A 12,202-nucleotide genomic window follows, 5' to 3' on the forward strand; every position below is an offset into this window, starting at 1 on the left:
CATCGCAAGGCGGAGGATCGTCCTCGTACTGGGCGTACTCGGATGACTCCGACAACGCGGCGAGGTGCGGTACCAGGCGTCGCGGGCCCACGAAGATCCGCCGGACACGGCCCAGGGCCGGGCCTGCCCCGGTGGGGCGGTCCGGCGGTTCCGGCGACGGTTGCCGCGCGGGTACCGCGCTCCGCTCCGGCGTCCGGTCCGGCTTCCGCTTCCATGCTCGGCACGGCTTCCGCATCGGCGTGCGTCTCGGCTCGGGCTTCGGCGCCGGTGCGTCGCCGCGGCCCTCGACGGGGCCCGGCCGGCTCCTGGGTCTCGCTCGGCACGCGGGCGCTCCGCGGCGGTCCATGGCGTCCTCGCCGGCCCGCGACGGGGTCGAACCGCTGTACCCCGGCAGCCAGTTCGGTTCGCTTGCGACGGGCCTCCGCCCGCCGGCGATGCCGTACATGATCTGCACTTCCTCCGGGTCGCCCGTACGGGCCGCAGCAGCCGGTTGCGCCGTGTGTGCGCATCGTCACACTAACCGGTGTGCATCACTGAGGATAGCGTGACGTGAGGGTTCGTTAGCCAGGTGCGGGACGAACCTTCGGAGGGGATCGCGGCACGGCGCCGGCGGGCGCGTCCCGGTGCCACCGGGCGTGCGGCGCCGGGGCTGGAAGGGTGAGCGCGGCGGCACGGGGGCGTGTGCCCTGGCTGCGCGACGGGACATACTGGTTGACTTTCCGCATGTCACACCATCTCGACTCGCCCCTCGCCCGCCAGGACGTTCGCCTGGACATCACGGACCTGTATGTCTTCCGCGGCGAGACCGGGACCGTCTTCGTGCTGGACGTGTGCCCGTCCGCGGCCGGCGAGGACGCCCCGAAGGGGTTCCATCCGGAAGCGCGGTACGAGTTCCGGATCGACGTCAACGACGACGGTGTGGAGGAGCTGACCTACCGGTTCGCCTACGGCGCTCCGGACGCCTCCGGCCGCCAGGAGGTGCGCCTGTACCGGCTCACCGGCGCCGACGCCGCCGATCCCGCGGCCGAGGGCACGCTGCTCGTCAAGGGCGCCACGGGCACCCCCGTGGTCGGCGAGGGGGGCCTGCGGGTGTGGGCGGGCAGGGCGCACGACCCGTTCTGGATCGAGCCCACCGTGCTGGGCGCCATCGGCGAGGCGTTCGCGAACGGCACCCGGGTGGACCTGTCCGGCTGGGACCCGGCCCGCGCGCGGAACGCGTTCGCCGACAACGAGATCTACGCGACGGTGCTGGAGATCCCCGACCGCGTGCTGCTCGACGCCACCGGGGACGAGCTGCGCATCGAGGTGTGGGCCCTCGCCAGCCTCGCCACCGACGCCGGCGGCTGGCGCCCCGTCAACCGCGCCGGCATCCCGATGGTCCACCCGCTCTTCGCCCAGCACGACGACGACCTCGGCGACCGGCTCAACGTCACCCTGCCCGGCGACGACATGGACCACTACGGCGAGTCCGTGGCCGACATGGTCGCAGCCGTCGTCGCCGCCCACGGCAGCGCGCAGAACCCGCGCGCGCACGGCGTCGCCGTCGCCGAGCGGATCTGCCCCAACCAGCTCCCGTACATCATCGGCACCCCGGCCGAGTTCGGCTTCGCCGGGTGGAACGGCCGCTCCCTCACCGACAACGCACCCGAGGTGATGTTCTCCCTCGCCACCAACACGGCGTGCACCATCGGCCTCGACCAGACCGCGGTCCCGGTGCGCCCGACCGCCGGCTTCCCCTACGTGCACCCGGTGGCCTGATCCGGTCGGCCGCCCCCCCATGTGCGGTTTGCCTGACCCCGGATGGACGTTTCATCCAACATGGACGTACGGTCCAGGTCATGAGGAGCGCGGAGCGGAACCCCGACGGGAGCGAGGGGGAGAGCGGCGGAGGCGGTGGCGGCGAGGACCGCGAGGGCGCCGACCCCCGGGTCCGGATGTGGGCACCCGTGGGGCGGGCCGTCGCGCTGCTGCTCAGCCCGTACGCCGAAGTCGTCCTCCACGACCCGGGCACGGACCGGGTCCTCGCGATCTGGAACCCGATGACCGCGCGCGGTCCGGGCGATCCGTCGCTGCTGGGCGAGCTGGACGCCCTCGACCCGGCGTCCCGTGACGTCTTCGGGCCGTACGAGAAGCTGCTCGCCGACGGCCGGCGCCTGACGTCGGTGAGCGCGGTGCTGCGGGCGGCCGACGGCGCGCCCTCGGCGGTGCTCTGTGTCAACCTGGACCGGACGCCGCTTGAGCAGGCCGCGGCCGTGCTCTCCGCGTTCGCCGCCCCGGTGGCGAGCCGGCCCGAGCCGCTGTTCGAGCAGGACTGGAACGAGCGTGTCCAGCAGGTCGTCGGCGCGTACGTGCGCGAGTGCGGGCGCCCGGTGGAGCGGCTGACCCGCGCCGACCGCCTGGCCGTCCTCGGCCGTCTCGACGAGGCCGGGGTGTTCGCCGTCCGCCGGGCGGCACCCGCCGTCGCCGCCGCCCTCCGGGTCTCCCGGTCCACCCTCTACGGCCTGCTATCCGCCCGCAGAGCGGCGGACACGAAGGAGCGCACACGGTGACACGCCTGCCCGACTTCCGCCTGGAGAGCTACTTCTCCCGCTGGGAGTTCACCGCGCGGTACCACATGACCGCCTCGGACGCGCAGACCATGACCCTGCGCGAGCTGCTCGACCTCGCCGGCGACGAGGACCGCGCCGCGTTCGAGAGCCTGTCCCTGGGCTACACCGAGACGTTCGGCGCGCCGGACCTGCGGGAGGCGATAGCCGCCACGTACGACCGGGCGGACGCCGCCGACGTGCTCTGCTTCGCCGGCGCCGAGGAAGGCCTGTACCTGGCGATGCAGGTGCTGCTGGACGCCGGCGACCACGCGGTCGTCATCACGCCCAACTACCAGGCCGCCGAGACCGTCCCGCGCTCGCTGTGCGAGGTCACGGGCGTCGCCCTCGACCCGGGCGACGACTGGGCGCTGGACCTCGACGAGGTGCGTGCCGCACTCCGCCCGAACACCCGCGTGGTGTCGGTGAACTTCCCCCACAACCCCACCGGCAAGGTCCTCGGGGCCGCCGACTTCGCCGCGCTGGCCCGGCTCTGCGACGAGCGGGGGATCCGGCTGTTCAGCGACGAGGTCTACCGCGGCCTGGAGCGCGATCGGGACCGCACCCTGCCGCAGGCCGCGGACCTGTCCGAACGCGCCCTCTCGCTGAACGTGACGTCCAAGGCGCTCGGCCTGCCGGGCCTCAGGATCGGCTGGATCGCCTGCCGCGACCGGGAGCTGCTGTCCCGGCTGGAACGGGCCAAGCACTACACCACCATCTGCAACGCCGCCCCCAGCGAGTTCCTGGCCAGGATCGCGCTGGAGGCCCGGGCGGCGATCCTGGAGCGCAACCGCGCGCTGATCGCCCGCAACCTCCCCCTCTTCGACGCGTTCTTCGCGGAGCACCCCGACCTGTTCGAGTGGCGGGCGCCGGACGGCGGTTGCGTGGCGTTCCCCCGCTACCTCGGCCCGGAGGGAGTGGAGGAGTTCTGCGCGCGCCTGGTCGCGGAGGCCGGCGTCCTGCTGCTGCCCGCGGGCGTCTACCGCTCCGACCTCACCCCGACGCCCACCGACCGGTTCCGCATCGGCGTCGGACGGGCCCACCCGGAGGAGGGCCTGGCCGCGTTCGGGGAGTGGCTGCGGTCGGGGCGGTGACGGTCGGCGGGGCGGTGACGGCCCGGAGGGCGGTGGCCGGGACCGGCGACGGGGTGCGGGGTGCGGCCGGTCGCGGGGGCGCGGGATGCGGAACGTGACGCGGCGCGTGGCCGGGCCCATTCGTGGTGACCTCTCACCCGAACGGCCGCCGCGGGCCTGATCTCCCGGCGGCGCGTGGCGTGATCCGTTCGACGATGGCGGTGTGCGGTGGCCGTCGCCCCGTCAGGGCTCGCGGCGGGGTTCGCGGCGGCGCCATAAGCACGGCTCATGGCCGCTGTAGGCGATGCGACTGGGACGGGTGCTGCATCGGGCGCGCGGCGGTGGTTGCGTGGGACCTGCGGACACCGCACGGCCCCGGCGAACCCCAGGAGTCACGATGCCCAGCACCGCAAAGGCACCCGCCTATTTCCACGCCTTCGAGAACATCGCCATGGAGCGCTCCGAGGCGGGCGTGCTCACGGTCCGCTTTCACACCGGCGGCGGCCCGGCGACGTTCACCGGGCGGCTGCACACCGACCTGCCCCGGGCCCTGTTCGAGATCGGGGACGACCGGGACAACCGCGTGCTGGTGCTCACCGGCACCGGCGACCGCTTCATGACCGACATCGACGGCCCGAGCCTCGGCGACATCACCAAACCCGCCGAGTGGGACCGCACCATCGCCGAGGGCCGCCGCGTGATGCAGCGCCTGGTGGACCTGGAGATGCCGATCATCGCCGCGGTGAACGGCCCCGCGTCCGTGCACAGCGAGTACGCGCTGCTCGCGGACATCGTCGTCGCCGCCGACACCGCCGTCTTCTCCGACTTCCCGCACCTCACGTTCGGCATCGTCCCCGGCGACGGCGTCCAGATCGCCTGGGAGGAGGCGATCGGGGCGGCCCGCACCCGGTACCTGACGCTCACCCAGGGCTCGTTCACCGCCGAGCAGGCCGAGCGCTGGGGAGCCGTCGCCGAGGTGCTGCCGCTCGCCGAGGTGCTGCCACGGGCCCGGGAACTCGCCGAGCAGCTGGCCGCCAGGCCGCGGTTGCTGACGCGCTACCTGGCGATCACCCTCCGGCAGCGGATCAGCCGCCGGATGGCCGAGGGCACCCAGCTCGGCATGGCCCTGGAGGGCCTCACCGCAGCGGACCTGGCCCACCAGGGCCAGGACACATGACACCGGCGAACCGCCGGCTCCGGGCGCTGGGCGCCACCTCTCTGCGGCTCGCGCGCACCGTCGCGTCACTCGGCCCCGCCGAGCTGGCCGCGCCCTCGGGCGCCGAGGGCTGGAGCATCGCCCGGGTGCTGTCCCACCTGGGCTCCGGCACCGAGGTCTGCACGGGCCTCGTCGCACGCGGCCTCGCCGGCGACACCCGCGGCCCCGACCGGCGGGACATGCTCGCGGTGGGGGCGCGGTGGGACGCGCTGTCCCCCTGGGCACAGCGTGACGCCTGGCTCCAGGCGGACCGGCGCCACCGCGAGCTGCTGGGCTCCCTCGGCGAGGCGGAGCTGAGGACGGCGCGGGTGCCGTACCCGACCGGCCTGCTCGACGTCGCCGGCTACCTCGGCCACCGGCTGTCGGAGCAGGCCCTGCGCGCCTGGGACATCGAGGTGGCCCTGGACGCGTCGGCGACCGTGCCCCCGGCCGAGACCGCCCTGCTGTGGGAACGGATCGACCTCGTGGCCGGACGGTACTGCGACGCGGACACCCGGGCGCGCCTCGCGCCGCACCGGATCCGCGTGCGGCTCACCGACACCGGCCGCACCCTCTTCCTCGACATCGGCGAGGAACTGCACCTCTTCCCCGTGGAACCCGTCGACCCCACCGGCCTGCTCGCCGGTCCCGCCGAGGCGGTGCTGCGCCTGCTGCACGGCCGCGGCCGCCCCACGGACCCGGTGACCACCGAGGGGCCGGTCACCGTCGACGACCTGCGGGCGCTCTTTCCAGGCTTGTGACGAGTGGCCGCACCATCAGCCCCGCTGCTATCAGCCCCGACTCCGATACGAGAGACGATGACCGACTCACGAGACAACCAGGCAACCCTCACCTACGACGTGGTCGTGCTGGGCACGGGCCCGGTCGGCCAGAACCTCGCCGACCGCGCACGCGCCGCCGGCCTCAGCGTGGCCGCCGTGGAGCGCGAGCTGGTGGGCGGCGAGTGCTCCTACTGGGCCTGCGTACCCAGCAAGGCGCTGCTGCGGCCGATCATCGCGGTCGCCGACGCCCGGCGCGTGGACGGCGCCCGGCAGGCCGTCACGGGCCCGCTCGACACCTCCGCCGTCTTCGCCCGCCGCGACCGCTACGTGACCGGCTGGGACGACTCCGGGCAGGCCGCCTCCCTCACCTCCGGCGGCGTCGACCTGTTCCGCGGGCACGGCCGGATCGACGGTCCCCGGCAGGTCGTCGTCACCACCGCGGACGGCACCCGGCAGACCCTCGTCGCACGGCACGCCGTAGGCATCGCCACCGGCAGCCGGCCCCTGCTGCCCGACATCCCCGGCGTCGACGAGGCCAGGGCGTGGACCAACCGGCACGGCACCGACTCCAGCACCGTGCCCGGCCGGCTCGTCGTCATCGGCGGCGGCGGGGTCGGCGTCGAGATGGCCACCCTCTGGCAGGGGCTCGGCTCCCGCGTCACGCTCCTCGCCCGGCGCGCCCTGCTGCCCCGCATGGAGCCCTTCGCGGGGGAGATGGTCGCGCGCGGCCTCACCGAGGCGGGCGTGGACGTGCGGATCGGAGTGCAGGCCAGTGCCCTGCGCCGGCCCGAGCCCAAGGGCCCCGTCACGCTCACCCTGGACGACGGCGGCGAGCTGGAGGCCGACGAGGTGCTCTTCGCCACCGGCCGCGCCCCGCTCACCGACGACATAGGCCTCGACACGGTCGGCCTCACCCCCGGCTCCTGGCTGGACGTCGACACCACCTGCCGGGTGGACGGCGTCGAGGGCGGCTGGCTCTACGCCGTGGGCGACGTCAACCACCACGCGCTCCTCACCCACCAGGGCAAGTACCAGGCCCGCACGGCGGGCGACGCGATCGGCGCGCGTGCGGCGGGGCGTCCGGTGGACGACGCCGCGTGGGGCGACCACGCCACCACCGCCGACCAGCACGCGGTGCCGCAGGTCTTCTTCACCGACCCCGAGGCGGGTGCGGTGGGGCTGACGGAGCAGGAGGCGACCCGTGCGGGCCACCGCGTCAGGACGGTCGACCTCGACTTCAACGCCGCCCAGGGGGCCAACCTGTACGCCGACGGGTACCAGGGGCACGCCCGGATGGTCGTCGACGCCGATCGGGAGGTGTTGCTCGGGGTGACGTTCGTGGGGCCCGGGGTCAGCGAGCTGCTGCACTCGGCGACGGTCGCGGTGGCCGGAGAGGTGCCGCTGAAGCGGCTTCGGCACGCGGTCGCGTGCTTCCCCACGGTCAGCGAGGTGTGGATGTTCCTGGTGGCCGCCTACCGGCGGTAGGGAGCCCCTTTGGGCCCGGGGCGCCCACGGGCCCTTTCGGGCCCGGGGCGCCGACTGCCTGGTTGCGGTGGGCCGCTGCCTTGCCCTTCGCCCGCTGTTCTTTCGCCTGCGGCGGCTCTTCGCCTTGCGGCGGCCTTTCGCTTGTGGCCTCTCTTCGCTTGCAGCGTCTCTTGGCCTGCGGCGGCTTCTTCGCCTGCGGCGGGCCAGGGGTCCTGCCCCTCGGGCTTGGTTTGCGACGTTCGGTTCGTTTCGGCTGGTCGCTCCCCCACTGCCTTGAGGGCGGGGGAGGTGCCCCCACCCCGCGCCCCTTTGGGGCTGACCGTTGGCCGCCTGATTCAGGGGTGGGCGGTCGGGTACGCGGGCGGGGAAGTTCGATCGCACCGTTCGATACGGCTCCAGCGAGGAGACGGAGGGAGTGGACCATGACCACCGAGACGCAGATGACCCACAGGACGTACGACCTGGTCAGCCTGCTGTACCACACGCTGAAGGAGTCGGCGACGCTGGAGATGTACATCGAGGACGCGCGCAAGGCCGGTGACGACGAGCTCTCCGGGTTCCTCCAGTCCATCCAGGCCGAGGACGGGGACCGCGTGCGGCGGGCCGAGCAGATGCTGACCGGGCGCCTCCAGGGCGGCGGCTGACCGTTCCGGGCGGGGGAGGACCACAACATCCGGACGCGGCGGTCGCCTGCCCCCGCGTCCGGACCACCATGCATCCGGAGGATCCGGGACCGATCGGCCGCAGGCGGTGATCCCTGTGCCACCGCGGCCGAAAGCGCAGGACAGCGAGGTGTGTAGCCTGCACCCGCGTTTGGCGCGAGCATGACGGGACAGACGCATCGGCACGGAACCGGAACGGGGGCGCGGAAGCGCAACGGGACACGGACTCCCCCGCGGACCACGGGCATGGAGGCGACGTGGCGGACCAGATGACCAGCAGGCCCGCAGGACTTCAGGAAGACCACCGAAACCGAACCCGGGGGGACGCGGGCGCCGCGCCGAGCCGGCGGAGCATCCTCGCCGCCGCGGTGCCGGGCGCACTGGCCGCCGTCGGCCTGCTCGCCGGCTGCGGCGAGACGGGCGTCGCGAACGGCGCGTCCGACCCCAAGGCGAGCTCATCAGGGCGTCGTTCGCCCTCTCCCTCGCACTCGCCCTCACCCTCGCCGACCCCGAAACCACCGCCCGAGCTGCCCCGCGGCGGCCGGACGCTGTTCCCCGCCCACCGGCTCTTCGGCTACTGCGGCCTGCCCGGTGCCGCCGCCCTCGGCCGGCTCGGCACGGGCGACCCCGAGCAGCGGGCGGACGAGATAGAGGAGCGGGCCCACGCCTACAGCGGCGGACGCACGGCCTTGCCGGTGTTCGAGCTGCTGGCGTGCGTCGCCGACGCCAGCCCGGGCCCGGACGGCACCTACCGGACCCGTACGCCGGACGACACCATAGGCCGCTTCCACGAACTCGCCCGCAAGCACCGCGCGATGCTGCTGCTGAACATCCAGCCGGGCCGGGCCTCCGTCCTCGACGAGGTGAAGGCGCTGCACGACTGGCTCGTGCACCCCGACGTCGGCGTGGCGCTCGACCCGGAGTGGGAGATGGGGCCCGGCCAGGTGCCGGGCAACACCTACGGCTACACCGACGGCGGCGAGCTCAACTCCGTCGCGCACTACCTGTCGGGCCTGATCGACGACCACCACCTCCCCGAGAAGCCCCTCGTCTTCCACGAGGTGGCCACCTCCGTGGTCGGCGACAGGGGTTCCCTGCGGCCCCACCCCGGCGTGGTGCCGATCATGAGCGCGGACGGCATAGGTTCGCCGGGCCTGAAGCGCGCCACCTGGCACCGGCTGGTGCGGAACATGCCCGACGGCCTGCACACCGGCTTCAAGCTCTTCTACGACGAGGACACGCGGGGCGGCACGGGGCTGATGTCCCCGAAGGACGTCCTGGCCCTGCGGCCGCAGCCGGAGTACGTGATGTACGAGTAGGACGTGGGCCGGGGGCGAAGCGGCCCTGTTGTCCGAAGGACCGGTGGCCGATCGGCGGGCCGTCCGGGTCAGATGTCCGTGCACGTGGGCCAGGTGGCCACCGTCCACTCCAGCCAGCCCGGCCAGCCCGCCGGCGGGGCGGGAAGCTCCCCGCCGTCGAGTTCGGCGGCGTCGGGCACCTCGAACCGCTCCCGCCAGGCGTCCAGGTCGGCCTCGGTCATCGGGAACGTCTGATGGGGTGTCGTTTCCTGGCGGTGCGCGATGCGGGCGACCTGGACGTCCCTGTCCACGGGCAGGTAGACCACCCGGCATGACGCCCCGACCGAGCCGGCCAGCCAGCGCAGTGCCGACCGTTCGTCGCGGCTCCAGAGCCCGAAGTCGAGTACGACGCTGGTCCCCAGCCGCAGCGCCTGTAGCGCGACCGAGATGAGCCGCCCTTCGAGCACCCAGCGCTTGCCGTCGGCCATCGAATCGCCGAACAGCGGGATCATCCAGTGATCCGGGGTCAGCCGCAGCGCCCGGTGGGTCGCGGCGAGCTCCTTGGCACGGGTGGTCTTCCCGGCCCCGGGGAGCCCGACCATCAGGAGCAGGGTGGCGGCGGCACGCGGGTGCCGCGTGGCGCCGGGTCCGGCGGAATGCGGGTGCTGGGCATCGAAATGCTGTGACTGAGACATGACTTCCCTGATCAGGCAGGATGGCCCGGCATCACAGGAATACGAGTGACTGCCGGCAGGACACTGATCCGGCGGTACGTCCTCGCACTGCCCCGCACGGGGGGGCAGGCAATGGCCGCGGTTACGGAAACCGCGGGACCGCCGCTAAGCGGCGGTCGTGGTCATGGGAGCACAGCAGCACATGTCCTGATCGTAGCGGACGGCCGATCCTGCGGGTGGATGTCCGTCGGGGACGGATATCCGTCCCGTCGCTTCCACGGGGCCCCACGCGTCCCCCTGTATACGACGCGCCCCCGGAGCACAAGGGTGTGACCTCACTCACAAGAGGATCAATTCCGCTGTGCCTACGGGAAGTTACAGAGCCGTAGTAGCACCGTCTACGTGCATGACATGAGACGCATACGTAACACCCCCAGCATTTTCTAGATCAATCGACTGACAATCGACCGTATCGACTGACCAATCGACGCACCCAACGTCGAGTCGATCTGCGCCCCGGCGCTTCCCAGGACATTGAGGGGTTCACTCAGATGCGCCCGATAACGATGCCCCACACCGCCTCCGGTCACAGTGCACCGATCACCCATGTCGGTTTCCGCGACGACGCGAAGAGGCTCGCGAGCTGCTCCTACGACGGAACCGTCATCGTCTGGGACACCTCGGATCCCCGTCATCCCTCCCGCACGGCGCGGTTGAAGCACCGCCGCCTCGTCAACGCGTCGGCCTGGAACCCGGCCGCGCCCGACCTGCTCGCCACCGCGTCCGCGGACAAGACCGTCACGGTCTGGAGCGTCCCCGACGACGGCCCGGCCACCATCGTCAGCGTGCTCGCCCGGCACACCGACGACATCAACTCCGTGGCGTGGATGCCGGACGGCCGCCGGCTGATCTGCGTCTCCGAGGACGGCCGGGCCACCCTGTGGGAGGCCCGCGAGAGCCGCTTCCTCGGGGAGGTCGGCTCCCACGAGGCGCACTGCATGATGGTCTCCGTCAGCAAGGACGGGCTCGTCGCCACCGTCGGCGAGGACGGCCTCGTGGCGGTCCACGACCCGGACTCCTCCGGGGATCCGGTCTTCCGCAGATACGACTCCTCCGTCGAGGGGTGTGCCTGGTCGGGCCGCGGCGACACCCTCGCCGTCGCCCGCGACGACGGCTCCGTGGACCTGCTCACCGTCAAGCTCGACCTGCTGCGCACGGTCCAGGTGTCCACGTCGGCCGCCCGGTGCGTGAGCTGGTCCGCCGACGACACCCGCTTCGTGGTCGGCGCCTACGACGGCTCGCTGCACTTCTTCACCACCCGGGGCGAACGCCTCCACCGCGTCGACGACGCCCGCCTCTGGCCGCGTTCCGTGGCCGCCGCCGGGCCGCTGGTGGCCGCGGGCAGCTTCCACAGCGGTCCCCACATCCTCGCCTTCGACACCGCGGACGAGCTCGCCGCACCGGGCGAGCCCACGCACGGCCCGAACGCCCTGGCCGCCGCCGGCGACGAGCTGTTCGTCGGCTGCGACTCCGGCACCGTGGCCGTCCTGCGGCTCACCGCCGCCGGGGGCCCGGCGGACCGCCTCCTCGACCTCGCGGACGGCCCGATCCTCTCCCTCGCCGTGCACGACGGCGTCGTCTACGCGGGCACGTACTCCGGCCACGTGGTGCGCCACGACGGCGGGCGCCTCGTCAGCGACCAGCTCGGCGCTCCCGTACCGTCGCTCTGTCTGGACGGCGACCGGCTGATCGCCGGCACCTACAACGGCGAGCTCATCGCGCTCGACCCGGACGGCCTCGCCGTGCGCGAGCGGACCCAGGCGCACGGCGGCTCGGTCAAGTCGCTGGCCCCGGCCGCTGATGCGGGCTTCTACTCCGCCGCGACCGACCGCACCGTCGCCGCCGGCGGCCTCCACGAGCGGACCGTGCTCTGGGAGCACGGCAACCTCGTCAACGCCGTCGCCTCGCTCGGCGACTCGCTCGCCGCGAGCGCGGCACGCGACCACACCGTCAAGGTGGGCAGGCTCTCGCGGGCACCCGGCGGCGGCCTGCGCGCCGACGCCGTGCGGACCCTGCTCGGCTCCGACGAGTCCGTGAAGTGCGTGGCGCTGCTCGGCGCCGGACAGGAGGCGTTCGTGCTGGCCGGCTCCTACGACTTCGCCCTCTACGCCTGGCCCGTGGACTTCGCCGACGGCGACGTGCTGGCGGCCGGGCACGTGCTGGACGAGTTCGGCCAGGGCCTGTCGTGCATGGTCCAGGTGGACGGGTCCCGGGTGGCCGTCGCCGGCTGGGACGGCCGGATCACCCTCGTCGAGCACCGCCCGGGAGACGAGCTGCCGCACGTCGGCCGCTCCTGGTGGATCCAGGACCTCGTGGCCGGCGCCGGCACGGCGGATGCCACCGCCACGACGGGAGCCGCCAAGTGACCGTCACACCGTCCCGGCCCTC

At 73.3% G+C, this 12,202-nt stretch carries 10 protein-coding genes; 9 read left to right on the forward strand and 1 reads right to left on the reverse strand.

Features of this window, described 5'->3' with window-relative positions; translation table 11 throughout:
* The first annotated feature begins 723 nt into the window (after positions 1-723).
* The 8 genes from Sm713_RS11890 to Sm713_RS11925 all read left to right on the forward strand — a co-directional run bounded on the left by Sm713_RS11890 (position 724) and on the right by Sm713_RS11925 (position 9,101).
* Positions 724-1,758, forward strand: coding sequence for a DUF4331 family protein (locus Sm713_RS11890; protein WP_212909593.1), 1,035 nt, complete (start codon positions 724-726; stop codon positions 1,756-1,758).
* 80 nt (positions 1,759-1,838) lie between these two features.
* Positions 1,839-2,549, forward strand: a complete 711-nt coding sequence (locus tag Sm713_RS11895) for a PAS domain-containing protein (protein WP_212909594.1) — start codon at positions 1,839-1,841, stop codon at positions 2,547-2,549.
* Complete coding sequence (locus Sm713_RS11900) at positions 2,546-3,679, forward strand: aminotransferase class I/II-fold pyridoxal phosphate-dependent enzyme (protein ID WP_212909595.1); 1,134 nt, start codon at positions 2,546-2,548, stop codon at positions 3,677-3,679. Before Sm713_RS11895 ends, Sm713_RS11900 begins: the two co-directional genes overlap by 4 nt.
* Before the next feature lie 376 nt (positions 3,680-4,055).
* Complete coding sequence (locus tag Sm713_RS11905) at positions 4,056-4,835, forward strand: enoyl-CoA hydratase/isomerase family protein (RefSeq protein WP_212909596.1); 780 nt, start codon at positions 4,056-4,058, stop codon at positions 4,833-4,835.
* A complete protein-coding gene (locus tag Sm713_RS11910) occupies positions 4,832-5,614 on the forward strand; it encodes a maleylpyruvate isomerase N-terminal domain-containing protein (RefSeq protein WP_212909597.1) in 783 nt (260 codons plus the stop codon). Before Sm713_RS11905 ends, Sm713_RS11910 begins: the two co-directional genes overlap by 4 nt.
* A gap of 57 nt (positions 5,615-5,671) precedes the next feature.
* The gene (locus Sm713_RS11915) at positions 5,672-7,120 is read left to right on the forward strand and encodes an NAD(P)/FAD-dependent oxidoreductase (RefSeq protein ID WP_212909598.1); all 1,449 of its coding nucleotides are present in this window, start codon (positions 5,672-5,674) and stop codon (positions 7,118-7,120) included.
* 422 nt (positions 7,121-7,542) lie between these two features.
* A complete protein-coding gene (locus tag Sm713_RS11920; RefSeq protein WP_212909599.1) occupies positions 7,543-7,764 on the forward strand; it encodes an acyl carrier protein in 222 nt (73 codons plus the stop codon).
* Between the two features lie 275 nt (positions 7,765-8,039).
* Complete coding sequence (locus Sm713_RS11925) at positions 8,040-9,101, forward strand: hypothetical protein (RefSeq protein ID WP_249416241.1); 1,062 nt, start codon at positions 8,040-8,042, stop codon at positions 9,099-9,101.
* 68 nt (positions 9,102-9,169) lie between these two features.
* Here Sm713_RS11925 and Sm713_RS11930 read toward each other — a convergent pair whose 3' ends face one another.
* Positions 9,170-9,682: an ATP-binding protein gene (locus tag Sm713_RS11930; RefSeq protein WP_249416572.1), complete on the reverse strand. Its 513-nt coding sequence runs from the start codon at positions 9,680-9,682 to the stop codon at positions 9,170-9,172.
* 623 nt (positions 9,683-10,305) lie between these two features.
* Between Sm713_RS11930 and Sm713_RS11935 the strand changes: the two genes are divergently transcribed.
* Positions 10,306-12,180, forward strand: a complete 1,875-nt coding sequence (locus Sm713_RS11935) for a WD40 repeat domain-containing protein (protein ID WP_212909601.1) — start codon at positions 10,306-10,308, stop codon at positions 12,178-12,180.
* Positions 12,181-12,202: the final 22 nt, after the last annotated feature.

It is taken from the genome of Streptomyces sp. TS71-3 (genome assembly GCF_018327685.1).
In the GTDB taxonomy this organism is placed as follows: domain Bacteria; phylum Actinomycetota; class Actinomycetes; order Streptomycetales; family Streptomycetaceae; genus Streptomyces.